Source organism: Humitalea sp. 24SJ18S-53, from assembly GCF_050632385.1.
GTDB lineage: Bacteria > Pseudomonadota > Alphaproteobacteria > Acetobacterales > Acetobacteraceae > Humitalea.
In genome coordinates this window covers 1,509,955-1,536,278 of the sequence record NZ_CP192599.1, presented here as the reverse complement: position 1 = coordinate 1,536,278, position 26,324 = coordinate 1,509,955, and the positions used below count along the sequence as shown (strand labels likewise).

Genomic DNA, 26,324 nt, shown 5'->3' with positions numbered 1-26,324 from the left:
GGCCCGGGTCCAGCGACAGCGTGTTACGAAACCGGCGGGGTATGCACCGCGACCGGTGGCAGCGCCCCTTCCCAGGATGCCACCCGCACCAGGCAGGATTGCGCGGCGCAGCCCTGCCCCAGGCGTGACGTGCCGATGTCGCGGGTCAGCACATTGGCATTGCCATGCACGCAGGGGCTGGCCGGATCGGCCGGGTCCATCGGGTCCCACCAGGCGCCGGTTGCCATCGCCACGACGCCACGGCGGATGCCATCCGACAGGCGCAAGCCCGCGGCGGTGCTGCCGCGCGCGTTGAAGACGCGCACCACCTGCCCCGCCATCAGGCCGCGCGCGGCGGCATCGTCGGGGTGCATCAGGACGGGCTCACGGCCAAGAATCTTGTCGGCGGCGGCGATGCGGCCGGGATCCAACTGGCCGTGCAGCCGGGTGGCGGGCTGGTAGGACAGCATGTGCAATTCATCGGCTTCGGCGGCGCCCAGCCATTCGCCGGGTTCCATCCAGACAGGGTGCCCGGGCACTTCGTCGTAGCCGAAGCCGGCGATGGTGGCGGAGAAGAGCTCGACCTTGCCGGAGGGGGTGTTGAGCGGATGGGCCACAGGGTCCGCCGCGAAATCGGCGAATTGGACATAGGGGGTGTCGGGGGATGGGATTTCGATGAATCCCTCGGCCCAGAACTGGTCGAAATCGGGCGCATCGAAGCCGGCCATGCGGGCGCCCTTGGCCCAGCGGGCGTAGAGGTGGCGCAGCCAGGCGTCTTCATCGCGCTGTTCGGTGAAACGGTCCCGGAAGCCGCCGGCATCGGCCAGGTCGGCCAGGATGGCGTGGTCGTCGCGCGCCTGGCCCTGCGCGGGCAGCGCCTTGTGCATGGCGCGGACAAAGCGATCGCGGGAGGAGGAGGCGATGTCGCGCCTCTCCAGGGTCGTGGTCGCGGGCAGCACGATGTCGGCCTGGCGCGCGATCGCGGTCCACCAGGGTTCCTGCACGATGATGGTTTCCGCGCGGGAAAAGGCGCGCGACAGGCGGGCGAGGTCCTGGTGGTGGTGGAAGGGATTGCCGCCGGCCCACCAGATCTGCCGGATGTCGGGCAGCAGGATGTCGCGGCCGTTGTACTGCATGATCTCGCCGGGGCGTTCCAGCAGGTCGGTGACGCGGGAGACGGGGATGGCCGTCGCCACCGGGTTGCGCGTGGCCGGCAGCGAGACGGAGGGCAGCTCCATGCGCGGCGTGCCCATGCCGTTCAGGCTGCCGTAGCCGAAGGCGACCCCCTGCCCCGGCTTGCCGATGCCGCCGAGCATGGCGGCCAGCGCCACCAGCATCCACCAGGGCTGTTCGCCATGTTCGGCGCGCTGGATGGACCAGGTGGCGGTCAGCATCGTCGGCGCGCCGGCGGCCTCCAGCGCCAGGCGGCGGATGGTGGCGGCGGGGATATCGGTCAGGGGCGCCGCCCATTCGGGGGTTTTTGGCGTGCCGTCGGTTTCGCCCAGGATATAGGCGCGCAGTTGCGGCCAGCCGATCGCATGGGTGACCAGGAAGCCGCGATCCTCCAGGCCCGCCGCGACGATCACCTGCGCCATGGCGAGCAGGAAGGCCGCATCCGAGCCGGGGCGGATCGGCACCCATTCGGCCTGCAGGAAATCCGGCGCATCGCCGCGGAAGGGCGAGACATTGACGAAACGGATGCCCGCCGCCGCCGCGCGCTGCATCAGCGGCACGTATTCATGCGCCCCGGCGCCGCCGGCGGTGACGAGGCCGTTCTTCAGCGGCAGCCCCCCCAGGCACAGCATCATCCGCGTATGGACGATGAGGCTGGTCCAATCGGTGACCGGCCCCTGGATCACGTCGTTGGTGCCCAGGATATGCGGCATCAGGGTCATGCCGGCGCCATAGGAGTAATTCGTCACCTGCGCCGTATAGCCGCCGCCGAGGCCGAGATAGCGGTGCAACTGGCTGCGCGCATGATGGAAGCGCCCGGCCGAGGACCAGCCGTAGGAGCCGCCCAGAATCGTGTCGTCGCCGAATTCGGCGCGGACCCGGGCGGTGTCCTCGGCGACCAGGCGTATCGCGTGGTCCCATTCCAGCGGCACCCAGGTATCGCCGCCGCGCTGCGCGCCGCGCCTTTCGCCACGCAGCCAGCCGGCGCGGGCATAGGGGCGGTCGATGCGGGTCTTGTGGTGGACCACATCCGGCATCGATTCCAGCAGATGGCCGGGGTGCGGGTCGCGGGCGAAGGGGCGGGCTTCGATAAGGCGGCCATTGTCGACCACGGCGTCGAAGGCGCCCCAATGGGAGGCGCTGGGGGTGATGTGTTGCATGGCGCTGAGCATGCGCCCCCGGGTGGACGGGCGGCAACCGGGTGCTAGGGTCGGGGCAAGCAAGAAATTTGGAGGACACGATGCCCGAAGCCCCCATGAACGCGCCCTTTCCCATGCCCGCTGGTCCGATCGGTGGCCCGGCCGCCTGGTTCGGGCCGGATATGGACCGGGACCGGTCCTGGGCGATGACCTACACGGGCGCGGAGTTGGATGAGCTGGATGCGGCGATCCATGCGTTTGAATCCTCGGGCCGCGATCTGGGGTCGATCACGGCCGAGAGTTTTCCGCTGCCGCTGCTGAAGCCGAAGCTGGATGCGATGCTGCATGAATTGCTGCATGGGCGCGGGTTTGCGCTGCTGCGCGGCTTCGATGTGTCGCGGTATTCGATCGCGCAGGCGGCGGCGGCCTATCTGGGCGTCGGCGCACATCTGGGCGGTTTTCGCAGCCAGAATGCCAAGGGGCATCTGCTGGGGCATGTGAAGGATCTTGGGCTCGATATCCGCAATCCGACGGTGCGGTATTACCAGACCAATCGGAAGCTGGAATTCCATACCGATAGTTGCGACGTGGTGGGGCTGCTGTGCCTCAAGACGGCGAAATGGGGGGGCGAGAGCCGCATCGCCTCCAGCGTCACGCTGCATGACGAGATGCTGCGCCGCCGGCCGGATCTGCGCGCGGCGCTGTTCACGCCGATGCCGACCGACCGGCGTGGCGAGGTGCCGCCGGGGATGAAGCCCTGGTTCGATGTGCCGGTCTTCTCCTGGCACGAAGGACAACTGACGACGATCTACGCTGGGCAATACATCCGCAGCGCCCAGGCGAATTTCCCGGATTGCCCAAGGCTGACGGCGCTGGAACACGAGGCGATCGACCTGCTGGACGAGATGGCGAATGATCCGGCGATCAACCTCGGCATGGAGTTTCTGCCGGGCGACATGCAGTTCGTGCACAACCACAACATGCTGCACAGCCGCGGCGATTTCGAGGATTTTGCGGAGCTGGACAAGCGGCGGCACCTGCTGCGGCTGTGGCTTTGCCCGAAGCAGGCGCGGCCGCTGCCGCCGCTGTTTGCCCAGCGCTACGGGTCGCTGGAGATCGGCAATCGCGGCGGCATCGTGACGAAGGAAACCACGCTGAAGTTCGTGCTGGAGGCACAGTAGTGCTGCGCCGCAGTCTGCTGGCGGCGACAGCGCTGCCCTTTGTCGCGCGGGCGCAGGGGGCGTTTCCCAACCGGCCGATCCGGGTCATCGCGCCCTTCGCGCCGGGCGGCATCGTCGATGTGCTGGCGCGTCTGCTGGCCGACCGGATGGCGCGCAGCATCGGTCAGCCGGTGGTGGTGGAAAACCGCCCCGGGGCGGGGGGCAATGTCGGCACGGCGCTGGTCGCCCGCGCGCGGGGCGATGCGCATGTGCTGCTGATCGGATCCTCCGGGCCGCTCGCGGTCAGTCCGACGACCGAGGCGAACCTGCCCTATGACCCGCTGACCGACCTGACCCCGATCAGCCTGATCGGCGGCACGCCGCTGGTGCTGGTGGTGCCGGCGGCCAGCCCCGCGCGCGACGTGCCGGGGCTGATCGCGCTGTTGAAGGCGGAAGGGCGCGAAATCCTCTGGCCCACCCCGGGCGTCGGCAGCCCCGGCCTGCTGGCCGGCGAGGCGTTTCGCCAGGCGGCGGGCTTCCCCGCCTCTCCGGTCCACTATCCCGGCAGCCCGCAGGTGGTGCTGTCGGTGATCAATCGCGAATTCCCCTTCTGCATCGAAAACCCGCTGCTGGTCCTGCCGCACATCCAGGCAGGCACCCTGCGTGCCATCGCGACCACGGCCCCGGCCCCAGCCGGGATGTTCCCCGATGTGCCGCTGATCTCCGCCACCCTGCCCAGCGTATCGGCCAGCGGCTGGTATGCGGTGCTGGCCCCGGCCGGGATCGGCGCCGAGGCACAAGCCAAGCTGGCGGCGGAAACCGTCGCCGCGCTGCGCGACCCGGACGTGACCGCACGACTGACGGCGATGGCGATGACCGTCGCGGCATCGGACCCGGCGGCGCTGACGGCGCATATCGTGGCCGAAACCGCCCGCTGGCGCGGGGTGCTGGCGGGGGCGGGCAAGTAACGGGGAAGTGGCGCCGTGGAGGGGGCTATGCGCCCCCTCCACACCTCCCCGCACCAGGGGCCGCCGCCCCTGGACCGACGGAGTATTGGTAAAATAGAGAGAGGGGCATGGCCCGCCTTCGATCAAAGGCGTTCCATTGACGCCCCTCTCTCTATTTTACCAACAGCGTGGGTTCCAAGGGGCCACGGCCCCTTGGTGGGGAGAGTTTGAGAGGGGCGAAGCCCCTTTCAAAGCGCAACTCCCCCATTACTCACCTCCCCGCCAGATGCTCCAGCAGCCGCCGTGCATGTGGCGGCAGCGCGTCCAGGCGTCGGGCGGCGATGACCAGGTGTCGGGTGGCCCAGGTGTCGGCCAGGGGCACGGTGGCGATGGCCATGCGGCGGCGGCAGCGTTGGGCCGCGCGTTCGGGTAGCACGGCGAGGCCGACGCCGGCTTCGACCATGTGGCAGATGGCGTCGAGGCTGCGCAGGCGGATGCGTGGGCGGAGCGGCTGGCCAAGACGTGCGGCATGGGCGGCGAGGTGGTCGGCCAGGGCGGAGCCTTCGGCCAGGCCGACGACAGGCTGGTCGAGGATGGCGGCAAAGGCGATCCGGCGGTGTCGTGCCAGGGGGTGGGCGCGGGGTAGGACCAGCACCAGGCGGTCGGTGCGGAAGGGCCAGGTTTCCAGCCCCTCGGCGCCGGCGAGGTCGGCCAGGATGCCGATGTCGGCCTGGCCCTGGGCGATGGCGGGGGCGACGTCGTGGCTGGGGCGTTCTTCCAGGGAAACGTCGATGCCGGGGTTTTGGGCGAGCCAGGGGGCCAGGGCTTCGGGCAGGTGTTCCTCGATGGCGGCGGTGTTGGACAGCAGGCGGATATGGCCGCGCGGGCCGCCGCGGGCATGGTCGCGCAGGTCACCGCGCAAATGTTCCATCTGGGCCAGGACCAGGCGGGCGTGATGCGCGAGGGCCAGCCCCGCCGGGGTCGGGCGCACGCCGCGCCGGCCGCGTTCCAGCAGGGGCGCGCCCAGGCTGGCTTCCATGCCCTTGACGCGGGTGCTGGCCGAGGCGAGGGCGAGGCCCGCCGCGGCAGCGCCGGCGGTCAGGCTGCCGGCGTCCAGGATCGCCGCGAAGAGGCGCAGGTCGGTGAGGTCGAAATGCATCGGCAGCCTTCGTGCCAGACGGAGGCTGGCTTCGTCCATCCCGCATTGCGTGGGTGGGGGCGGGCCGGCCATGCTGCGCGCCATGCCTGATCACCTGCCCTTCCTGTTTGGCGTTTTCCTGCTGGCTGGCTTCGTGAAGGGGGTCACGGGGCTGGGCCTGCCGACGGTGGGGGTGGGGTTGCTGAGCCTGGTGATGCCGCCGGCGGTGGCGGCGTCGTTTATTGTCGTGCCTTCGCTGGTGACGAACCTTTGGCAGATGGTGGGGGGCGGGGCGCTGGTGCCGCTGTTGCGGCGGTTGTGGCCGATGCAGGCGGGGATCGTGGGCGGCACGGCGGCGGGGGCGATGCTGCTGGGCAGCGGCGGCAGCGGCGCGGTGCTGGCGCTGGGCCTGGCGCTGCTGGGCTATGCGGCCATCGGCCTGTCGCCCTGGGCGCTGCCGCGCGTGCCGGGCGGGATCGAGGCCTGGGGCGGGCCGCTGGCCGGGGGGGCGACGGGGGTGGTTTCGGCCGCGACGGGGGTCTTCGTGATCCCGGCGGTGCCCTATCTGCAGGGGCTTGGGCTGGGGCGGGAGGCGCTGGTGCAGGCGCTGGGCTTGAGTTTCACCACCGCGACAGTGGCGTTGGGCGTGGCGCTGATGCTGACCGGGTCACTGGGCGGCGGGGTGGCCGCGGGGTCGCTGCTGGCGTTGGGGCCGGCGCTGGCCGGGCTGTGGATCGGGCAGCGGGTACGGCGCGCGGTGCGGCCGGAGGTGTTTCGGCGGTGCTTCTTTGCCGGGCTATTGGCCTTGGGCGCGCATCTGGTGCTGCGGGGGCTGTGGTAGGCGCCCCCGCAGATCCAGGCTCTCATGCCGATCGAAGCTCGACCGGCATGGCGCGCGTTCAGACGCTGGATTGGCTCACGAACTTGGTATTCAGATAGGCCTCCAGCGCCTCGGTCCCGCCTTCGGAGCCGTAGCCGCTGTCCTTGACGCCGCCGAAGGGGACCTCGGGCAGGGCGAGGCCCAGATGATTGATGGTCATCATCCCCGTCTCGACCTTCGCACCCAGCGCCTGGGCCGTCTTGGCGGAGCTGGTCCAGGCATAGGCGGCCAGGCCGAAGGGCAGCCGGTTGGCCTCCTCGATCGCCTCGTCGAAATCGCCGAAGGGGATCATCAGCGAGACGGGGCCGAAGGGTTCCTCGTTCATCATCTGCATGTCGCGGCTGACATTGGTGACGACGGTCGGCTCGAAGAAATAGCCCTTGTTGCCCATGCGATTGCCACCGGTCAGGATTTCGCCGCCCTTCTGGCGCGCATCGCCGACCATGGCATCGATCGCCTGCACCCGGCGCTCGCTGACCAGCGGCCCCATGGTGACACCGGCATCCAGCCCGTTGCCGACTTTGATCGCCTTGATGCCGGCCGTGTACTTCTCGACAAAATTGTCGAAGACCTTTTCGTGCACGAGAAAGCGCGTGGGGGAGACGCAGACCTGCCCGGCATTGCGGGCCTTGAACGCCGACATGGTGCGGCTGGCGACATTGATGTCCGCATCATCGAAGACGAAGACCGGCGCATGGCCACCGAGTTCCATCGTCGCGCGCTTCATGTGCTGGCCGGCGAGGCCCGCCAGCATCTTGCCGACCGCGGTCGAGCCGGTGAAGGTGATCTTGCGGATCACCGGATGCGGGATGAGGTATTCCGAAATCTCCGACGGCACGCCGTAGACCAGCCCGATCACGCCCTTGGGGATGCCGGCATCGGCGAAGCAGCGGATCAGTTCCGCCGGCGAGGCGGGCGTATCCTCCGGCGCCTTGATGATGATGGAGCAGCCGGTCGCCAGCGCCGCGCAGAGCTTGCGGATGATCTGGTTGATCGGGAAGTTCCAGGGGGTGAAGGCCGCGACGGGGCCGACCGGCTCGCGGATCACCAGCTGGTAGATGCCTTCGCCGCGGGCGGGCACGATGCGGCCATAGGTTCGGCGGCCTTCCTCGGCCATCCAATCGGCCGTGTCGGCGGCGCCCAGTGTCTCGATGTTGGCTTCGGCCAGGGGCTTGCCCTGTTCCTGCGTCATCACGCGGGCGATCTCGTCGCAGCGCGAGCGCAGGATGTGGGCCGCCTTGCGGATCAGCTTGTAGCGATCGAAGGCCGAGGTCGCGCGCCAGGTCTTGAAGCCCTGGTCGGCGGCGTCCAGCGCCTCATCCAGGTCGGCCTTCGAGGCATGGGCGAGGGTGCCGATCTGCTCCTCGGTCGCCGGGTTCAGGATGGGCAGCGTGCGGCCATCGCTGCTGTCGCGCCACACGCCGTTGATGAACAGTTGCACCTTGATCATGTGATATCCTTTGGCGAGCGGATGCGTGGTCGAGGCATCCTGTTGACGCATGATGGCGGTCGGCACGGCAGCCAGTATCGCGCTGATGGCGCACAGCGCCGGGAGGGAGCGTCGCCGCGGGCGGCGGCGGATGCCCGGTCAAGCCACGACGATGCTGGTCGCCGACTAGACCGCGATGCGTTCGCATTCGCTCACGCACCACGGTCTAGCTTGTTGTTTTGTCGCGTGATTTAGCCCTTCGGCGCATGCGCGCCTACGGCCATCACGCTCTAAAGCGGGTTGTACCCTGGCTTCTTGAACAGTGTGTCGGCCTTGCCGACGATCTCCGGCCGATAGACCGTCTCGGCCCAATCGGCGGGCGCGACGTCTTCGATGCCGACGGACACCGATGCTTCGCTGCTGCCGGCGGAATCCATGATCGCCTTGGTGACCTGCTCGGCGATCTTCGCTTTCTCCAGGTCGGTTTTTCCTGGGTAGAGCTTGACGATGACATGAGGCATTGGCCTGGTTCCTTAATGGGTGGACGCAAACGCGCGTCGTGGCCTTCGCCGGCCTGCTACCGCGCCCGCTCCACCGCAAAGGCCACCGTATCGGCCAGCGCCTGGCGGATCGGCCCGTCCGGGAAGGGCGCCAGGGCGCGGACCGCGACGCGGCCGTAGTCGCGCGCGCGTTCGATGGTCAAGGTGACCGCGTCGTGCCGGGCCAGGATGCGCTGGGCCTCGGCGAAATCCGCATCGGTCTGTTCCTGGCGTTCCAGGGTGCGTTCCCAGAAGGCGCGTTCGGTCGGGTCGGCGGCAGCGAGCGCGATCAGCACCGGCAGGGTGATCTTGCCTTCCCGAAAATCGTCGCCGACGGTCTTGCCCAGCACATCCTGTTCGGCGGCGTAGTCCAGCGCGTCATCGACCAGTTGGAAGGCGACGCCGAGCGAACGGCCGTATTCGCGCAACCCCGCCTGGTCGGTGGCGGAGCGTTCGGCCACCACCGCGCCGATCTCGGCGGCGGCGGAGAAGAGGGCGGCGGTCTTGCCCTCGACCACGGCCAGGTACTGCGCCTCGGTGGTGGCAAGGTCGTTTTGGGTGACGAGTTGCAGCACCTCGCCCTCGGCCAGGGTGGCGGCGGCGGCGGAGAGGATGCGCAACACGTCCAAATTGCCGTCCTCGACCAGGATCTGGAAGGCGCGGGCAAACAGGAAATCGCCGACGAGGACGGAGGGCTGGTTGCCGAAGAGCGCATTGGCGGAGGGGCGGCCGCGGCGCAGGGCGGATTCATCCACCACGTCATCATGCAGCAGGGTCGCGGTGTGGATGAATTCGACACAGGCGGCCAGCGCGATCTGCCGCTGCCCGGTGTAGCCGCAGAGCCGCGTGGTCGCGAGAGTCAGCAGCGGGCGCAGCCGCTTGCCCCCGGCCGCGACCAGATGTGCCGCCAGTTGCGGGATCAGGGCGACGGGGCTGTCCATGCGGGCCACGATCAGCCGGTTCGTCGCCGACATGTCGGCGGCGACCAGGTTGGACAGGCGGGTCAGCGCATCCTCACCCCCGGCACCCTTGGGGCTGGGGGGGAGTGTGGCGGAAGATGTATGCGGCAAAGTATCCAACGAAGATTGAGCCCCCGGCACCCGTGGCGCAACATTAGGTCCGGTGCGCGATCGGGAACATAGGTCCGGTGCCGCAGGCCAGCAAGCTTCGGTGCAGCAAGGCCGAGGCTGGGCAAGGCCTTGAAGCGATGGAGGATGGCGGCGGTTCATGCGAATACTGGCAACGAGTTCGGATATCGTCCGCCTCTCTTTCCTCGAGGCACTGCTGCGGGATGCGGGGATCGCGGCGGTGGTGCTGGACCAGCATATCAGCGCGGTGGAGGGCGGCATCGGCGCCTTTCCGCGCCGGTTGGCGGTGGTCGATGACGACCACGACGCCGCGTTGCGAATCCTGCGCGAGGCGGGCGAGGCCGCTTGACCGAGGAGGCCCTGCTGGGCGGGCGGGTCCGCATCATCCAGGCGCCGGGGGGGCTCAAGGCGGGGCTGGATGCGGTGGCGCTGGCCGCCAGCATCCCCGCCCGGGCGGGCCAGGTCGTGCTGGACGCGGGCTGCGGCGCGGGGGCGGTGTTTTTGTGCCTGCTGGCGCGGGTGCCCGGGGTGTCGGTGGTGGCGGTCGAGCGTGACCCGGAGCTGGCGGCGCTGGCGGTGGAGAATGCCGCGCGGAATGGCTGGGCCGACCGGGTGTGGGTGGTGTGCGGCGATATCGCCGATGCGGGGGTGATCGCGGGGCTGGGGCGACTGCACCACGCCGCCGCCAACCCGCCCTATTGGCCCGCCGGCACGCCGCCGCCCAAGGCGATCCGGGCTGGGGCGACCCATGCGGATGCCGTGCCGCTGGCGGCCTGGGCGGTGGCGGTGCTCGCGCCGCTGCGGCATGGCGGGACGGCCAGCCTGGTGCTGCCGGCCGCGCGCTGGGCCGAGGCCGCGGGCGCGCTGCGTGACGCGGGTGGGGGTGGGGTTGCGATGCGCCCCTTGTGGCCGCGGGCCGGGGTGACGGCCAAGCGCGTGATCCTGGCGACCCGGCGCGGTGGGCGCGGGCCGGATGCGGTGCTGCCCGGGCTGGTGCTGCACGGTGACGCGGGCTGGACCCCGGCCGCCGAGGCGATGCTGCGCGACGCCGCCCCGCTTGCCTGACAGGCCGCGTGGCGGAACACTGGCGCCCATCCCCATAAGGAAACGCCGCATGTCCCGCTTTACCCTCGACCACCTGCACATCCGCAGCGCCGACCCCGACACCGCCGCGAAATTCTATGTCGATGCGCTGGACGCAAAGATCGTCAGCCGCGCGCCGATGGAGGATCGCATCCGCGTGGTGCTCGACCTTGGCGGGCTGTCGCTGTTCCTGGAAACCGTGCCGGCCAGCACGCCGACCCCGCCGCCGCCGCCGTTCCGCGGGATCGAGCACATCGGCCTGGCGGTCGCCGATATCGACGCAGTGATGGCCAGCGTCATGGACGGGCATGGCGCGGTGCTGGTGAAGGGCGTGACCCAGGCGCGGCCCGGCGTGCGGATCGCCTTCTTCGACAGCCCGGAGGGCGTGCGCGTGGAATTGATCGAACGTAGCAGCTGAGACCGGCTTGCCGGCGGCGGCGCGTCGCCGGCATCCTGCCGCGCACCACCACCCGCGCGGATCCAAGCATGACATCCCTGACCAAAGGTTTCCTGGCGCTGGCCGGGGCGTTGCTGCTGACGCTCGGCACGGCCGAGGCGCAACCCCGCCCCGCGCCGGCGCCGACCGATCTTGCCGGGTCGCGCGACCATCCGCTGGTCGGGCGCTACCAGGGCAGCACCATCCGGCTGTCCCGGGTGCGCGACTATGACGAGTTCCGCATGGTCACGGGCCGCGTCACCAGCGCCGATACGCGCCAGCACGGCAGCCGCCGGCATGAGGGCAACAGCCTGGCCGTCGCCGGCCGCGCGGTCCGCATGACCTATGTCCTGCCCGCCTCGGCCGGGCGGTCGGCGCTGGAGGTCGTGCGCAATTTCCAGGAACGCCTGACCGCCCAAGGGTTCGAGATCGTCTTCGCCTGCGCACGCGAGGCCTGCGGCAATCCCTCCGACCTGTGGTTCGCGGTCAGCGAGGCAGTGCCGATCCAGGCGGCCCTCGGCAACAACTGGGGCGACCTCGCCTATGTCATGGCGCGGCTGGTCCGGCCGCGGGAGGGGGATGTCTTCGTCTCGATCCTGGCCAGCCCACGCGCCGGCAATGATCCGCAATTGTCGGTGCTGGTCGATGTGGTGGAGGCGCGGCCGATGCAGACGGGGCAGATCGCCTTCGTCGATGCCTCGGCCATGCAGCAGGCGATCGAACGCAGCGGACGCATCGCGCTCTATGGCATTCAATTCGGCTTCGATTCGGCCGAGATCACCGCCGAATCGCGCCCGACCCTGCAAGAGGTCGCGACCTACCTCCGGGCCAATCCGACACTGTCGGTCGTGGTGACGGGCCATACCGACGCGCAAGGCGCCTTCGACTACAACGTCGACCTGTCGCGGCGCCGGGCACAGGCGGTGGTGGCCACGCTGGCCCGCGATTTCGCCATCGCGCCCGCGCGGCTGACGGCCTTTGGCGCGGGCATGGCGGCACCGGTCGCGAGCAATGCGAGCGACGCGGGGCGGGCTGAGAACCGTCGCGTGGAGATCGTGCGGCGGTGAGGATTGGGGGGTGGTCCTTGAGGTGGCTTCGCCCCCTCAAACTCCCCCACCAGGGGCCGCCGCCCCTGGACCGGCGGAATATTGGCAAGAAATAGGGAGGGGCATGGCGTTCCCAGCGCCAATGGCACGCCGATGACGCCCCTCCCTATTTCTTGCCAAGTATCGTGGGTTCCAAGGGGCCACTGCCCCTTGGTGGGGAGAGTTTGAGAGGGGCAAAGCCCCTCTCAAGGCGCAACACCCCCAATTACTTCACTACAGCAACCGCGCCCGGATCCGTGTCACGGCCAGTTCCGCCAGGATCACGACGACCAGGATCGACAGCAGGATGGTGGCGACGCGGGGCCATTGGAAGAAGTTGATGGCGTCATCCAGGACGACGCCGATGCCCCCTGCCCCGACCAGGCCCAGCACGGCGGATTCGCGCACGTTGATGTCCCAGCGGAACAGCGCGATCCCCCAGAAGGCGGGCTGAACCTGGGGCCAGACGCCTTTCAGCATGCGGGATCCCCAGGGGGCGCCGACGGCCTCCAGGGCTTCGACCGGGCCATGGGCGGTTTCCTCGATCGCCTCGGCCAGTAGCTTGCCGACGAAGCCGATGGAGCGGAAGGCGATGGCCAGGGTGCCCGCCGCGGGGCCGGGGCCGAAGATGGCGACGAAGAGCAAGGCCCAGACGAGCGCGTTCACCGAGCGCGAGGACACCAGGATCAGTTGCGCCACCAGGTTCGCGGCGGTGCTGTGGCAGATGTTGCGCGCGGCGAGCAGAGCGACCGGCACCGCCATGGCGATGCCGAGCAGGGTGCCGAGGGTGGCGATATGCAAGGTCTCGATCATCGCCGCATGGACGGAGGGGTAGTAGTGCGCGAGGTCCGGCGGCCACATGCGGACCAGCAGGTCGGCCATTTGTTCCGGCGCATCGGCCAGGAATTCGGGAATGATCTCGATCGACCGGATCGCCCAGACCGTGGCCGCGACCATGCACAGCCAGAGCATGTAGCGCAGCAGACGCTGACCGAGGCTGTGGCGCACCCAGGCGCGGGGCATTGTCGTGGCACTCATCGCAGCGCCGCCCGGATACGGCCGGAGATGACCTCGGCCAGGAATATCAGCGCGATGATCGACAGCAGGATGGCGCAGACGAAATCATAGTCGAAGCGCTTGAAGGCGGCGAACAAGGTGCCGCCGATGCCGCCGGCGCCGACGATGCCGACCAGGGTGGAGTTCCGCAGGTTGGAATCGAGCTGGTAGATGCAGAAGCCGATGAAGCGCGAGGCGACCTGCGGCAGCACGCCGTAGAGCAGCACGCCGCCTGCCGAGGCGCCCGTGGCGCGCACGGCCTCGACCTGCTTCATGCTGATTTCCTCGATGGCTTCGGCGAATAATTTGGCGATGAAGCCCATCGAGGCGACGGTCAGGGCGGCGACCCCGGCCAGGGCGCCGAAGCCGAGCGCCTTCACGAAAAGGATCGCGACGATCACGTAATGCAGCGACCGGCAGACCGCGATCACCCCGCGCGTCGGCGCCGACAGCCAGATCGGCGACAGGTTGCGGGCGGCCATCAGCCCCAGCGGCAGGGAGACCAGGATGCCGAGCACGGAGGAGAGCACCGCGATCTGCAGGCTTTCCAGCATGCCTTCGACCAGCAACTCCCAGCGGGCGAAATTGGGTGGGAACATGCGGGCGATGAAGCGCCCGCCTTCGCCAAAACCGCGCAGCAGGCGGTCGGCGTCCAGGCCGAGTTGCGTGGAGGCATAGGCGACATAGAGCACGGCGATGCCGACGCCGATCCGCAACGGCCAGTTGGGTGGGAAGGGGTCCGCCCTCACAGCCAGTCCTGCCCGCCGTAGATCTGGTGCAGGTGGTGCGGTTCCAGCGCCTCGGGCGGGCCGTCGAAGACGACGGCACCGCCGCTCATGCCGATGATGCGCACGGCGAAACGCTTGGCGAGTTCCACGTTGTGGATGTTGACGATGACCGGGACGCCGGCATCCCCGGTCAGGCGGGCCATGAGTTCCATCACCTCGACGGCGGTCTTTGGGTCGAGCGAGGAGGTCGGTTCATCGGCCAGCAGAAGCGCCGGCGATTGCATCAGCGCGCGGGCGATGCCGACGCGCTGGCGCTGGCCGCCCGACAGCGCGTCGGCGCGCCGCGTCGCCTGGTCGGGCAGGCCGACGGCGTCCAGCAGGTCGAAGGCGCGGGCGATGTCCGGGGCCGGGTAGCGGCGCAGCCAGGCGCGCCAGAGGGGCACGTAGCCCAGGCGCCCGGTCAACACGTTCTCCATCACCGACAGGCGTTCGACCAGGTTGTATTCCTGGAAAACCATGCCGATGCGGCGGCGGGCATTGCGCAGCCCCTGCCCGCGCAGCCGCGCCAGATCCTGCCCATCCATCAGGATCGATCCCCCGCTGGGTTCCACCAGGCGGTTGATGCAGCGCAGCAGGGTCGATTTGCCGGTGCCGGAGGGTCCGATCACCGCGGTCATCCCGACCGCGGCGATGTCGAGGGTGATGCCGGAAAGCACCGGCTTGCCAGGGGTATAGGATTTTTCCAGCCCCTGGATGCGCAGGATGGGCTCCACGCTTATTGCGGACGCGGCGTGGCGGGTGGCGTGGCGAGGCGCCGTGCCTCGGCTTCCAATTCGCGGCGGCTTTCGATGTCGAAGGCAGCGCGGGTGTAGGGCGCGCCGGCGGCATCGGCGACGACCCGCACCGGCGCCCATTCGCGCAGATAGGTCGCGGGCCAGAAGCGGTCGTTGCCGCCCAGGTCCCGCGACATCGCGGCCGGGAAGCGGAAATCGTAGAAACACTGCCGGATGCGTGCTGCCAGTTCCGGCTGCAGATCATGCGCCAGGGCGAAAGAGGAGGTCGGGAACGGGTCGCTCTGCCAGACCTCGCGCATGTTGGCCCCCTGCACCTGCCCGCGGCCGACCATGCGGTGATAGACGTCCGACGCAACCGGGGCGGCGTCGAAGTCGCCGGCATTCACCCCCATGACGCTGCGGTCGTGCCCGCCGGAATACAGCACCCGGTAATCCGTGTCCGGCGTCACGCCCAGCGCAGGGAACAGCGCCCGGGGGGCGAGGTTGCCGGAATTGGACGTCGCGGAGGTATGCGCCACCCGCCGGCCGCGCAGGTCGGTCAGCGTCCGGATATCGGAATTGGCGCGGGTGACGACGACGACGCGATAGGCCTCGAAGGCCTGTTCATTGCCCTTGATGGCGAAGGGCACCGCCCCCGCCAGGTTGACGGCAAAAGCCGTCGGCCCGGTGGAGAAGCCCGCGATATGCAGCCGGCCGGACCGCATCGCCTCGACCTGGGCGGCGTTGCTGGTCACCTGGAAATAGACGGTGCGCTTGCCGGTGCAGGTCGTCAGGTAGTCCAGCAGGGGGCGGAACTGGCTGGCGTAGAGGGCGGGATCCTCGACCGGGGTATAGGCGAAGACCAGGGTGGACGGGTTGCGCAGCCGCGCGGGGTCGGTCGGCGTATCGGCCACCAGGTCGCGGTTCTCGTCGCAGAAGGCATCGTCCAGCGCGCCGCGATGGCTGCAGGCGGCGGCCGGTTGGGCGGTGGCGGGCACGGGTGCCAGGCTGGGCAGTAGCGCCAGGGCCGTGGCGGCCAGGAGTGGGCGGATCATGGCTTGGTGTTTCCCTTGAAGGCTGTTGGCGTTTCTTCTTGGTGGCGCGGCGGGCGCGATGCCTGCCATTACATTTCCATGACATAGCCGCGGGGTCCAGGCGCCGCGCCCACCTGTGCCCCCGCCTGGGCGGCGGGCGCGAAATGTTGCAAGATGGTGCCCGCGTGCCGCGATAACGGGCCGCATCCTGGCCACCTGAGTTGGAACCTACGCATGAATCTCGACGCCATTCCGATCGGCAAGAACCCGCCCGATGACATCAATGTGGTGATCGAGGTCCAGATCGGCGGCGAGCCGATCAAGTATGAAATGAACAAGGAAGCAGGCACCCTGTTCGTCGATCGCTTCCTGCATACGCCGATGCGCTACCCGGGCAATTACGGCTTCGTGCCGCATACGCTGTCGGATGATGGCGACCCGATCGACGTGCTGGTCGCCAATACCCGCCCGATCGTGCCGGGTGCGGTGATCAACGTGCGCCCGGTCGGCGTGCTGAAGATGGAGGATGACGGCGGCGGCGACGAGAAGATCATCGCCGTCCCTTCGGACAAGCTGACCAAGCGCTACCTGCATGTGAAGTCCTATACCGACCTGCCGCAGATCACGATCGAGCAGATCCAGCACTTCTTCGAGCACTACAAGGACCTGGAGCCCGGCAAGTGGGTGAAGGTGCTGGGCTGGGGCGGGCCGGAGGAAGCGCGCAGGCTGATCCAGGAAGCGGTCGAACGCGCCAAGACCAAGGGCTGATGGCCCCCTGCCTCGTCCTCGGCACAGGCGCGCATGCGGCGGTGCTGGTCGAGGCATTGCGGGCGCAGGGGCTTTGGGAGCCGGTCGGGCTGGTTGGCCCGGCGCCGCCGGGTCGGGAGATGGGCGTCGCCTGGCTGGGTGACGTCGAGATCCTGCCCAGGCTGCGGGCCGAGGGCATCGCGGCGGGCTTCGTCGCCATCGGCGACAATGCCACCCGCCAGCGGCAGGGCGATGTGCTGGCGGGCGCCGGCTTCGCCCTGCCGGTCGCGGTGCATCCGGCGGCCTGGGTGTCGCCATCCGCCAGCCTGGGCGACGGCGCGATGGTGCTGGTGCGGGCGGTGGTCGGCACCGGCAGCCAGGTCGGGCGGCTGTGCATCATCAATTCGGGCGCCATCGTCGACCATGACAACAGGATCCACGAGGCGGCGCATATCGCCCCCGGCTGCGCCCTGTCGGGCGATGTGACCGTGGGGGCGCGGACGTTGGTCGGCGTCGGCAGCGCGGTGCGGCCGGGGATCACCATCGGGCGGGATGCGGTGGTGGGCGCGGGGTCGGCCGTGGTGCGCGATGTCGCCGATGGGGCGCGCGTGGGCGGGGCGCCGGCGCGGGAGTTGCGCTGATGGGCCAGGGGCGCGGGCCCGAATTCGATGGACAGGACGATATCGCATCGATAAATTTCGATAAATAATAATATAATTTAGGGGAACTTCAATGCCTGGGCCATTTTGGGAGCCATCCACCAAGCCCGCATTCCACGGTTATCTAAAATTCGTCGATTTTCAGAACGCCGGATACGATGTTCATGCGACTTTTCAAAAAGACAAGAAAGTGCATGTCTCCATTTATGCCCAAGGTGATGTCAATACCAAATTATCTGCCAACATATGGATGAATGTAACGGTAACCGGTCTGGATTTAGACTTTAGTGACTTCTTCGTCATCAAACACAAAGTTAGCCCCAATTCGGATTTCCCGAAAGTGGACGGCTATCCCAACTACCAGGCGTTTTTTTTGGCCAAATGCAATGAGCAATATGTCAGCCTGATGCTCGGCGGCCCGAAGCCAAAACAGCAGGCCATTGTCCGCAAGATCGTCCAATCCGATTTTCCGGGATTGGGGTAGAGTCGACCTTCGACTGACCTGCGCAATCCCGATCACGCGGACCCACCCGCCATGCCCGATACCGAGATCGACGCGATCCGCGCCCTGCTCGCGGCCAGTCCGCGCGCGGCCGACATGGCCGAACGCCGCGCCCGGCTGGATGGGTTTGGCGCGCGATACCCGACCGCGGCGGATATCCGGGTGCAGCCGGTGGTCGCCAATGGCGTCGCGGCCGAATGGACCACGGCGCCCGGTGCCGATCCGTCGCGCGTGCTGATGTTCCTGCATGGCGGCGGCTATGTCTCGGGCTCGATCGCCAGCCACCGGCACATGGTGGCCGAGGCGGGGCGCCAAGCGGGGGCGCGGACCCTGGCCTTGGGATACAGGCTGGCGCCGGAGCACCCCTTCCCCGCGGCCTTGGAGGATGCGCTGGACGGCTACCGCTTCCTGCTGTCGCAGGGGTTTGCCGCGCGAAACATCGCGCTCTGCGGGGAAAGTGCCGGGGGTGGGCTGGCGGTGGCGACGATGGTGTCGCTGCGGGACGGCGGCGCCCCCCTGCCCGGCTGCGCCTGGCTGTCGTCGCCCTGGGTGGATCTGCAGATGCTGGGGGCCAGCATGGACAGCAAGGCGGCCATCGATCCACTGATCTCGCGTGCCTATCTGCAGGATCTGGCGCGGGCCTACCTGGATGGCACCGACCCCTGGGCGCCGCTGGTGTCGCCCCTGCATGCCGACCTGCGCGGCTTGCCGCCGCTGCTGATCCAGACCGGCACGGCCGAAACCCTGATGGATGACGCGATCCGGCTGGCCGGGGTGGCGGCGGCGGCGGATGTGCGGGTCAGCTTGCAGGCCTGGCCGGACATGATCCACGCCTGGACCCTGTTCTACCAGGATGTCGCGGCGGGACGGCGGGCGCTGGCCGAGGTCGGGGCCTTTGTGCGGGCGGGCCTGGGGTGAAAATCGCCCGCCGGGGGCGGGGTCCACCGTAAAAAGTTCCAAAACGCCACGCGGGTCGGCAAGATCAAAAGCAAATCGGGAGGATAATCCGATGCGCGACCAGCCCAGCGATGTGCCCAGCCGTCGATCTCCCCGGTCCGTGGCCCCCCAGTCCGTGGCCCCCCGCTCCGTGGCGCTGGTGGGGCCGCAGGGAAGCGGAAAATCGACCTTGTTCGAGGCGCTGCTGGCCGGTGCGGCCACCGCCCCCACGCGCCGCAACGACCTACGCGGAACCAGCACGGAATTGCGGATCGCCCATTGCCAGATGGCGGATACGCACTGGGCGATCCTCGATTGCCCGGGGTCCGTCGAGTTTTCCTACGATGTCGATTGCGCCCTCGCCGCCGTCGACCTGGCCGTGGTGGTCTGCGAGGCGAGCGCGGCGCGCGGTGCGAACCTGGCCCCGCTGTTCCGCCGCATCGAGGAGACGGGGACGCCGGCGCTCGTCTTCATCAACAAGATCGACGCGCTGGTCGGGACCGTGCGGGACTGCCTCGCGGCGCTGCAGGCGCAGACCCGGCGCAAACTGGTGCTGCGGCAGGTGCCGATCCGCGAGGGCGACAGGGTGACCGGCTACGTCGACCTGGTGAGCGAGCGCGCCTATCGCTACCGCCATGGCGCGCCATCCGAGCGCATCGACATCCCCGACTTCATGCAGGCGCGGAAAAGCGAGGCGCGTGGCGAGCTTCTGGAGGCGCTGGCCGACCATGACGACGCGCTGCTGGAGAAAGTGCTGGAGGACCTGACCCCCGAGCCCGCCGAGATCTACCGGCCGCTGCATGATGGCGAGGGAAGCGGTGCCGTGGCCAGCGTGCTGCTCGGCTCGGCGGAACACGGTAATGGCATCCAGCGCCTGTGGAAGGCGCTGCGCCATGACACGCCAGTCGCGGCGGACACCGCCGCGCGCCGGGGTGTGGATTCGGCGGGCGCACCGCTGGCCCAGGTGTTCCGGACGCTGCAGGCGGGTCATGCCGGGCGGCTGTCCTTCGTGCGGCTGTGGCGCGGCACGCTGGAGGATGGCGCGACGCTGGGCGGGCAACGGGTCGGTGGCATCTATCGCTTCCCCGGGGGCGAGACCGAAAAACTGCGCCAGGCGGAGGCCGGCGACCTCGTGGCCCTGGGCAGGTTGGAGGGCGTTCGCACCGGGGCGACCTTGGGGGGACCGCTCCTCCCTTTTCCGGCGCCGCCGCCGACGGTCTATGCGCTGAGCATCGTGCCGGAGGAGCGCAACGACGAGGTGCGCCTGTCGACCGGGTTGCAGCGGTTGACCGAGGAGGATCCGGCGCTGACCCTGGTGCAGGATGCGGAGAGCGGCACGACCATTCTCGGCGGCCAGGGCGAGATCCATCTGCGCACCGCGCTGGACCGGCTGATCGCCGCGACCGGGGTCAAGCTGCGCGCGGCGCCCCCGCCGATCGCCTTTCGGGAGACGATCCGCCATGGCGTCGTCCAACAGGCGCGGCTGAAGCGGCAGACCGGCGGACATGGCCAATTCGCCGATGTGAAGTTGCAGATCGCCCCCCGCCCCCGCGGGGCCGGCTTTCATTTCGACGAGAAGGTCGTGGGCGGTGCCGTGCCGAAGCGCTTCATCCCGGCCATCGGCCAGGCGGCGGAGGAGGCGACGCGCAAGGGGCCGCTGGGCCAGCCGGTGGTGGATATCGCCGTCACCCTGCTGGATGGCGGCTTCCACACCGTGGACAGCAGCGACATGGCCTTCGCGACGGCGACCCGCATGGCGATGCAGGAGGGGATGGCGAAGGCCGGCGCGATCCTGCTGGAACCGGTCGAGGCGGTGGTGGTCACGGCGCCGGCGGATTTCACCTCCACCGTGCAACGCCTGCTGACGGCCCGGCGAGGGCAGATCCTGGGCTTTGCCGCGAAGGAGGGTTGGGAAGGCTGGGATGAGGTGCAGGCGCTGGTGCCCGCGCCGGAACTGATCGATTTCATCATCGAGCTGCGATCGCAGACGCGGGGCCTGGGCAACTACGTCCATCGCTTCGATCACCTGGCGGAGGTGCGAAGCCGCTGACGGGTGATGGCCGCAGGCGCGAATGCGCCGCAGGGCCGAATCACGCGACAAAACAACAAGCTAGACCGCGATGCGTGAGCGAATGCGAACGCATCGCGGTCTAGATGGGCGATCGCTCCTATTGCCCTATGCCGCCGCCTCTACCTCGAGCGGCACGGCGTCGACGTCGCGCAGGGCCAGTTGGTCGCGCCAATGGGGGATGGGTGTCTGCGACAGCCGCTCGGTGCCGGCGGCGGCCACGTGGGTTGCGAGCCAGGTCGCGTCGACCATGGCGCAGCCCTGGCCCCGCAGGCGGATCGACAGCGCGTGTTCATTCAGCACGGCGATGGTCTTGGCCTCGAACAACGGCAGGGTTTCGGCGGTCAGCACGAAGCGGCTATGCCACATGGTGCCCTGCCCCGTGCCCTCGCCGGTCAGCCAGCCAAGGATGTTCTGCCGGTATCCGGCATCGAGCGGCGCATCCGCGCGGAATGGGTCGGCCGGATCGCCGCTGAAGAACAACGACCCTTCCGCGACGGACACGAAGGAGCCGAACAGGCGCAATTCCGCCGGCGGTATGAACAGGAACGACGAACGTATCCAGGACTGGGACACCCGGCCGTAGAAACGGACTGGATCATTGTAGCGATCGACATGTCCTATCGCGACCGCCCTGCCCCGCATCGCGGCAAGCATCCGCGTGTCGAAGCGCTCGATATAGGCGGTATAGAGCTGCTGGAATGCCGCCGTGACGAGGTGGACGAAGTCGAATTCCAGGATGCGGTCGCCGAGAAATTCGATGGCGCTGTCCCAGGCGGAAAATTCGCGCGCCGCACTCGATCCACCGATCAGGGTGCAGGCGTCCGCCAGGCGTTCGCGATGGCTTTCCGGCAGGGCGTTGTCGGTGACGATGGTTTCGCGCTGAATGCCCGGCAGGAAGCGCGCGTAGAACAGATCAAGCTCATCAAGCGCGTTGGTGTAGGTCGCGGTGCCGTGGCGGGCGACAATGGTGACGATCCGCATGGCGCTCATTCCTCCTCCGGCGCGGCGGCGCATTGCAGCATCGCCTGTCGCTGGAGCCATCGGCCGCTGCCGTTCACCGCGACCAGGCTGCCGACCAGATCGGTGATGCGCGTCGCGCAATCGCGCCAGGATGGCCCGCTGCCACCGGCGGGGATGGCGGCACCGAAAGGCAGGCCCGCCGGCGGACGGCCGTGCAGGGTGGCCCCCACGGCCGCGACCAGGCCGAACTCATCCGCGAAGGGAACCAGGCGCCCGGGCAGGTCGGCATGGTCCGCGATCTCCTGCCAAAGGGCCGACTCGCGCACGACGACGGTTCGGCCATGCGCCAGGCCATGCACCACGGGCAGGCCGAAGCCCTCGTAGTGGGAGGGGAATACGACCACCGATGCCTCGGCCATGAATGTCGTGATCTCGGCGTCGCTGAGGCGGCCGCTGTTCAGCGCGGTGACCAGGGGCGAGCGCGAGGTCGCGGCGCCGATGACGACGATCCTCGTATAGGGAAAGGCATCGGCCAGCGTGGCCACGGCATGCTTCAGGCCCTTGTGGTCGTAAGTGTTGCCGAAGACCAGGATGTAGGGGGCCGGCGCGGGTTCGCTGCGCAGGACGTCGCAGGTCGCCTCGGCACCGCTCAGGCTGAGATGGGTCACGACCAGCGGGATCGCGGCATCGGGGCGGAAGCGGAACACGAAACGGTCACGCGTGTAGTGCGAGATGAAGAGGAAGGCATCCGCCATCTGCGCCAGCACGCGCCAGCTTCGGTCGAGCCGGTCCGGGGCGGAGTAGATGATATCCCAGGCGATCGTATCGAGCATGTTGAACGCGAGAAACAGCGCGTGGCTGTGCAGTTCGGAGACGGTGTTCACATCCCACGGCTGGTCCAGCCTGATGGCCGCGAGGAAGCACCCCCTTGGTGCGTCGACCTGGATGCGGAAATGCGGGTATCGGGCTTCCAGCTTGTGGAAGCGCGCGGCGGCAAGGGTCGCCAGCACGGTGATGTCCAGCTTCGGCGCACCGACCTGTTCCAGCCCGTCGAGATAGCCGAGAATGGCAATGCCCGTGCCGTTGTGGAAATCCTGCGCGCCGCGGCAGTCCAGCAGGATCCGCACCCGGCCATCGGCGGCGATGCTGGCGGCCAGGACGGCCTCCAGCGCGACCTCGGGCATCGCGGCAAGCCAGGCGCGGGCCCGCAGGGTATCCTGCCGCCAGTGATGATCATGTGGCCCCACGGCGATCGCCGGGAGCGGATAGACCAGCGCCTCGTCAAAGGGGACCGGCACCACGCAGCGATTGCACACGAGGTTGCGGAAGCCGCGGCGACGCAGCGCGACCAGCACCTGCGCCAGCGCCTCGTCGAAGGGGCCGGCCGGGACCGCCTCCGCCGCCAGGACGCCGCGTGGCGAGATCAGCAGCAAGGGCGCCACCAGTTCGGGCGTCAGCACCGTCTCGGGCAGGTAGGGCGCCACGGCCCGCGACAGCATCACCGGCATGGCCCCCTGCGGGCCCGGCAGGCCGACGATCCGGTCGTCGCGGGCGGTCGCGAAACGGGGTTGCAGGGTGCCGATCATCGGATCCGCATCCTGGTACCCGACCAGGGGCGCCGCGGCTTCGTTGGGGGGAATCCAGGCCCCCTGGACCACCAGCAACCCGCGCCGGGCGGCGCCCGCGGCGGAAAGGGCCTGGGCCAGGACCTCCCCGGGGCTGCCTTGCGGGCATGACACGTCCTGATGGTGACCGATCCGGCCATTCGGGCGGGCCAGCGTGATGCGGCGGCCATCGGCGACAAGCCCGGAGCGCCGGCGAAACAGGGCCAGATGCGCCACGATCTCCCTGTCCAACAGGTCAGTGCCGGACAGATCGATGAAGAGATCGAAATTATCAATCACCGGCGACATGCCTGGTGGCATAGGTGCCATCCTCACCGCATTGCCCTTGTCGAGTTTACCTGCCGGTCCGCCAATTCCGCGTCAAGTTCGGAAAAAATCGCCGCGGGCGACAGAAGCTCCGCGATCCGGTCGCGATTGGCGATCACCTTGCGGGCGGCGTTGTCATCTTCGAGCATGCGGATCAGGGCCTCGGCGAAGGCATACCAGTCCGTAACGCATTCGCACAGATCGCGCAGATCCGCCGGCACGCCGTCCAGGCCCGCGGGCCAGGTCACCAGCGGGCGCAGATTGGCGAAGGCTTCCAGCGTCTTGATCTTCACCCCGGTGCCGGCCACGGCCGGGTTGATCACGACACGGGCCTGCGCATAGGCAGCGCCCAGGTCATCGACCAGGCCCAGCCGATGCACGCCCGCCTCCTGACCGGGCACGGCGGCGCCGACAGATCCGACGACGCGCAACTCGGCGCCCGGCACCGCCTGCAAGACAAGCGGCCAGGCAAAGCGCAGGAAGTCCCGCAAGCCCTTCGCGTTCATCGGATTGCCCGAGGCGACGAGCAGCACGACGGGGGCCGCGACCAGGGTCGCGCGTGACATCTCCACCGGCATGTCCACGCCCACGACCACCACCCGGGCCTTCGGCGCGATGCGCCGCAGGTCGTCCGCTTCCTCCGGCTGGATCGCCAGCACCAGGTCGGCGTCGGAGAGCAGGTAGGCTTCCTCGGCTTCCGACATCGCCAGGCTGTCCTCGATCCCATAGGCCTCGACCTTGCGGGCCTTGGTGGAGAAGACGTCGATCGTATCCACGATGGTCAACGCCTCGTCGCGCAGCAGCTTCAGGCCGCGCGTCATGAAGATGTAGTTCGCGATCACGATCCTGGGCGCCAGGGCGGCATCGATCGCGCACATCACCTCGACCAGCGCATCGGCCGAGAAGGTGCGCATCATGTTGAGCAGGCGCACGGCGCCGCCCGTGCTTTCCTGCACCAGGCCCGCGACGTCGCGGGTTTGCCTGCCCTCCAGCGCCGCCACCACTGCCGCCACATCCGGCCGTGCCAGGGAATGCCGGATCTGCCCGTCGCGATGGACGTAGACCAAATTCTCGCAACCCGCCGCAAGGGCGGCCAGCCGCGCCGCATCGGGTTCCTCGCCACCCAGCGGGCAGTAGAGGAACACGACATCCCAGCCCTTGTCGCGCAGCCAGGACAGCACGCGTTCGGTGCGATATTCATTGCCGGCACGCGGCGGGTAGGGCGGCACGTGGCTGAGGAAAACCACCAGCGGCCGATCCGTCGGGGACGGCGGCCGGCCGGTGCCGGCGATCCGCTGCACATGCAGCGTGACCGGATCCATCGCGGAGGCCGCGGCCAGCGGCGGTGCCGCGGGCGCCAAGGCCACCGGGGCCGGGATGGGGGCAGGCTGCCCGCGCTGGCGTATCCGCGTGAAGAGTTGCAGCGTCACCATGTACCAGGCCGCCTTGGCCGAGCGCCGGAGAAAGCGGCGCAGGCGCGGCTTGTCGGCGACCATCGCCTGGAGCCGGGCGACGCTGCGCCATGAGTTGGAGCCGAGGATGGCGGCCAGGTGCGCCTCGGTACTGGCATGGGCTTCCCGTGTCCGCGCGGCCTCCTGCGCCGCGGCCTCGGCGGCCTGGCGGCTCAGGGCCAGCAGGTCGCGTTCGGATTGCAGGGCCTTGCCCGCATCGGCCGCCGCCAGTTGGGCCTGCTTCACGGCCAGGGCCGCGGCGTGTTCGGTCCGTTCGCGCGCGGCATGGCCGGCGCGTTCCATGTCCTGCCGCGTGGCAAGCGCCGCCTGCTCAGCCGCCTGTTGTGCCGCGGCGATGGCCTGCGCCGCGTCCTGTTGCGCGGCGGCGACGGCTTGCTCGGCGCCCTGCCGCGCCGCCTGGGCCGCGCGCTCGGCCTCTTCCCGCGCGGCCGTAGCGCGACGCTCCGCGGCGGTGGCCTGGGCGGCGGTGACGGTGGCGGCATCGAGCAGGATGTCCCGCATCAGCGGTGTGCCAAGCCGGTTGAACAGGTCTCGCACACGCCGGGTCTGGGCCGGGATGCGCTCGGCATCGAACAGCGCCGCCACGCTGGGCGGCAGGTCGGTCCCGACGCCGAGCACACCCAGCCCGTGCCCATGCAGAAACCCGAAGGAGGGGTATTGGGCGCTCATTTCCTCCCAGAAGCGCCAGACCCCGAACCCACGGTCCCGCACATTGGTGTCATGGAACAGCACCACCGCCCGGTCCGACAGGCGCGATTGCCAGGTTTCGAAATCATGGCGCACGGCGTCGTAGGTATGCAGCCCGTCGATGTGCAGCAGATCGACGCTTCCCGGCGCGATGTATTGCACCGCATCGTCGAACGTCGACCGGATCAATCGAGAAAAATTCGAATATTGCGCATCATGCCAGGTCGATAATTCGTCGTAGATCTTTTCGTCGTAGAGGCCGGCATGCGCATCGCCCTGCCAGGTATCGACACCAAAGCAGGCCGTCGCGGTGTCGAGGGATTTCACCGCCTGGCAGAAGGCCGCGTAGGAATTGCCGGTATGGACGCCCAGTTCCACCAGCACGCGCGGACGCAACGCCTGGGTCAGCCAGAAGGCGAAGGGGATGTGGCCGGCCCAGGAATTCGGCCAGACCAAACGTTCCGGATACCAAAGGCAAGATTCGAGTTCCGCCGCCAGGAGTGCGGGGAACGCATCCTGGTTTGCCGGCACCGCGCGTTCACCCATCAAAACAGTCCCGTCATTGTCGCGTCGATCGCGCGGGGTTCGTGCCCGGCGCACATCAGGAAAGAGCCGCTATTTCGGCTGGGATCCGCGCGGCGGCGCGTTGTTCCGGCGCCGTTCGTGATCTGCCCAAGGCTCACTGTGTCGTC

At 68.9% G+C, this 26,324-nt stretch carries 24 protein-coding genes; 12 read left to right on the top strand and 12 right to left on the bottom strand.

The genetic code is table 11. The features are described from left to right. Positions 1-23: 23 nt before the first annotated feature. A complete protein-coding gene (locus ACQW02_RS07465) occupies positions 24-2,312 on the bottom strand; it encodes a molybdopterin-dependent oxidoreductase (RefSeq protein ID WP_431284636.1) in 2,289 nt (762 codons plus the stop codon). Between the two features lie 80 nt (positions 2,313-2,392). On the opposite strand from ACQW02_RS07465, the gene ACQW02_RS07460 reads away from it, so the two are divergent. Together ACQW02_RS07460 and ACQW02_RS07455 are read left to right on the top strand one after the other, a co-directional pair. Then, the gene (locus ACQW02_RS07460; RefSeq protein ID WP_431284635.1) at positions 2,393-3,472 is read left to right on the top strand and encodes a TauD/TfdA family dioxygenase; all 1,080 of its coding nucleotides are present in this window, start codon (positions 2,393-2,395) and stop codon (positions 3,470-3,472) included. Continuing rightward, complete coding sequence (locus tag ACQW02_RS07455) at positions 3,472-4,419, top strand: Bug family tripartite tricarboxylate transporter substrate binding protein (protein WP_431284634.1); 948 nt, start codon at positions 3,472-3,474, stop codon at positions 4,417-4,419. The genes ACQW02_RS07460 and ACQW02_RS07455 overlap by 1 nt, the downstream gene beginning before the upstream one ends. A 250-nt stretch (positions 4,420-4,669) precedes the next feature. On the opposite strand, the gene ACQW02_RS07450 is transcribed toward ACQW02_RS07455, so the two are convergent. Continuing rightward, entirely contained in the window at positions 4,670-5,557 is an 888-nt protein-coding gene (locus ACQW02_RS07450; RefSeq protein ID WP_431284633.1) for a LysR substrate-binding domain-containing protein, read from the bottom strand. Between the two features lie 70 nt (positions 5,558-5,627). Between ACQW02_RS07450 and ACQW02_RS07445 the strand changes: the two genes are divergently transcribed. Next, positions 5,628-6,377, top strand: coding sequence for a sulfite exporter TauE/SafE family protein (locus ACQW02_RS07445; protein WP_431284632.1), 750 nt, complete (start codon positions 5,628-5,630; stop codon positions 6,375-6,377). A gap of 58 nt (positions 6,378-6,435) precedes the next feature. Here ACQW02_RS07445 and ACQW02_RS07440 read toward each other — a convergent pair whose 3' ends face one another. The 3 genes from ACQW02_RS07440 to ACQW02_RS07430 all read right to left on the bottom strand — a co-directional run bounded on the left by ACQW02_RS07440 (position 6,436) and on the right by ACQW02_RS07430 (position 9,358). Continuing rightward, a complete protein-coding gene (locus tag ACQW02_RS07440; RefSeq protein WP_431284631.1) occupies positions 6,436-7,866 on the bottom strand; it encodes an NAD-dependent succinate-semialdehyde dehydrogenase in 1,431 nt (476 codons plus the stop codon). Positions 7,867-8,135: 269 nt separating this feature from the next. Continuing rightward, positions 8,136-8,366, bottom strand: a complete 231-nt coding sequence (locus ACQW02_RS07435) for a tautomerase family protein (protein WP_431284630.1) — start codon at positions 8,364-8,366, stop codon at positions 8,136-8,138. Between the two features lie 56 nt (positions 8,367-8,422). Continuing rightward, on the bottom strand, positions 8,423-9,358 hold the full coding sequence (locus tag ACQW02_RS07430) for a polyprenyl synthetase family protein (protein WP_431285872.1): 936 nt from the start codon (positions 9,356-9,358) through the stop codon (positions 8,423-8,425). Between the two features lie 253 nt (positions 9,359-9,611). Here ACQW02_RS07430 and ACQW02_RS07425 point away from each other — a divergent pair, with 253 nt between their 5' ends. From ACQW02_RS07425 to ACQW02_RS07410, 4 genes are all read left to right on the top strand, one after another. Beyond that, a complete protein-coding gene (locus tag ACQW02_RS07425; protein ID WP_431284629.1) occupies positions 9,612-9,821 on the top strand; it encodes a DUF2007 domain-containing protein in 210 nt (69 codons plus the stop codon). Next, positions 9,818-10,537: a tRNA1(Val) (adenine(37)-N6)-methyltransferase gene (locus ACQW02_RS07420; RefSeq protein WP_431284628.1), complete on the top strand. Its 720-nt coding sequence runs from the start codon at positions 9,818-9,820 to the stop codon at positions 10,535-10,537. Before ACQW02_RS07425 ends, ACQW02_RS07420 begins: the two co-directional genes overlap by 4 nt. A gap of 49 nt (positions 10,538-10,586) precedes the next feature. Further along, positions 10,587-10,973, top strand: coding sequence for a VOC family protein (locus ACQW02_RS07415; RefSeq protein WP_431284627.1), 387 nt, complete (start codon positions 10,587-10,589; stop codon positions 10,971-10,973). Positions 10,974-11,041: 68 nt separating this feature from the next. Beyond that, positions 11,042-12,058 (top strand): DUF4892 domain-containing protein, encoded by a 1,017-nt coding sequence (locus ACQW02_RS07410; protein ID WP_431284626.1) that lies wholly within the window; start codon positions 11,042-11,044, stop codon positions 12,056-12,058. 252 nt (positions 12,059-12,310) lie between these two features. Here the strand turns inward: ACQW02_RS07410 and phnE (ACQW02_RS07405) are convergent, their stop codons facing one another. From phnE (ACQW02_RS07405) to phnD, 4 genes are read right to left on the bottom strand one after another with little or no spacing between them, the layout of a single operon-like run. Further along, positions 12,311-13,114, bottom strand: coding sequence for a phosphonate ABC transporter, permease protein PhnE (gene phnE, locus ACQW02_RS07405; RefSeq protein WP_431284625.1), 804 nt, complete (start codon positions 13,112-13,114; stop codon positions 12,311-12,313). Next, entirely contained in the window at positions 13,111-13,881 is a 771-nt protein-coding gene (gene phnE, locus ACQW02_RS07400; protein WP_431284624.1) for a phosphonate ABC transporter, permease protein PhnE, read from the bottom strand. Before phnE (ACQW02_RS07400) ends, phnE (ACQW02_RS07405) begins: the two co-directional genes overlap by 4 nt. Then, the gene (gene phnC / locus ACQW02_RS07395; RefSeq protein ID WP_431284623.1) at positions 13,878-14,633 is read right to left on the bottom strand and encodes a phosphonate ABC transporter ATP-binding protein; all 756 of its coding nucleotides are present in this window, start codon (positions 14,631-14,633) and stop codon (positions 13,878-13,880) included. The genes phnE (ACQW02_RS07400) and phnC overlap by 4 nt, the downstream gene beginning before the upstream one ends. A gap of 2 nt (positions 14,634-14,635) precedes the next feature. Continuing rightward, positions 14,636-15,688, bottom strand: a complete 1,053-nt coding sequence (gene phnD / locus ACQW02_RS07390) for a phosphate/phosphite/phosphonate ABC transporter substrate-binding protein (protein ID WP_431284622.1) — start codon at positions 15,686-15,688, stop codon at positions 14,636-14,638. Positions 15,689-15,901: 213 nt separating this feature from the next. Here phnD and ppa point away from each other — a divergent pair, with 213 nt between their 5' ends. The 5 genes from ppa (at position 15,902) to ACQW02_RS07365 (ending at position 20,561) form a co-directional block, all read left to right on the top strand. Further along, entirely contained in the window at positions 15,902-16,435 is a 534-nt protein-coding gene (gene ppa / locus ACQW02_RS07385; protein ID WP_431284621.1) for an inorganic diphosphatase, read from the top strand. Then, entirely contained in the window at positions 16,435-17,055 is a 621-nt protein-coding gene (locus ACQW02_RS07380) for an acetyltransferase (RefSeq protein WP_431284620.1), read from the top strand. Before ppa ends, ACQW02_RS07380 begins: the two co-directional genes overlap by 1 nt. 91 nt (positions 17,056-17,146) lie before the next feature. After that, a complete protein-coding gene (locus tag ACQW02_RS07375) occupies positions 17,147-17,557 on the top strand; it encodes a hypothetical protein (RefSeq protein ID WP_431284619.1) in 411 nt (136 codons plus the stop codon). 51 nt (positions 17,558-17,608) lie between these two features. Next, positions 17,609-18,493 carry an alpha/beta hydrolase gene (locus ACQW02_RS07370; protein WP_431284618.1) on the top strand — a complete coding sequence of 295 codons (885 nt, stop codon included), beginning with the start codon at positions 17,609-17,611 and terminating at the stop codon, positions 18,491-18,493. Positions 18,494-18,584: 91 nt separating this feature from the next. Then, positions 18,585-20,561 carry an elongation factor G gene (locus ACQW02_RS07365; RefSeq protein WP_431284617.1) on the top strand — a complete coding sequence of 659 codons (1,977 nt, stop codon included), beginning with the start codon at positions 18,585-18,587 and terminating at the stop codon, positions 20,559-20,561. Between the two features lie 126 nt (positions 20,562-20,687). On the opposite strand, the gene ACQW02_RS07360 is transcribed toward ACQW02_RS07365, so the two are convergent. The 3 genes from ACQW02_RS07360 to ACQW02_RS07350 are packed head-to-tail and all read right to left on the bottom strand — an operon-like array spanning position 20,688 to position 26,178. Then, the gene (locus ACQW02_RS07360; RefSeq protein ID WP_431284616.1) at positions 20,688-21,563 is read right to left on the bottom strand and encodes a hypothetical protein; all 876 of its coding nucleotides are present in this window, start codon (positions 21,561-21,563) and stop codon (positions 20,688-20,690) included. Positions 21,564-21,568: 5 nt separating this feature from the next. After that, the gene (locus ACQW02_RS07355; RefSeq protein ID WP_431284615.1) at positions 21,569-23,455 is read right to left on the bottom strand and encodes a glycosyltransferase; all 1,887 of its coding nucleotides are present in this window, start codon (positions 23,453-23,455) and stop codon (positions 21,569-21,571) included. Between the two features lie 23 nt (positions 23,456-23,478). After that, positions 23,479-26,178, bottom strand: coding sequence for a class I SAM-dependent methyltransferase (locus ACQW02_RS07350; protein ID WP_431284614.1), 2,700 nt, complete (start codon positions 26,176-26,178; stop codon positions 23,479-23,481). Between the last annotated feature and the right edge of the window lie 146 nt (positions 26,179-26,324).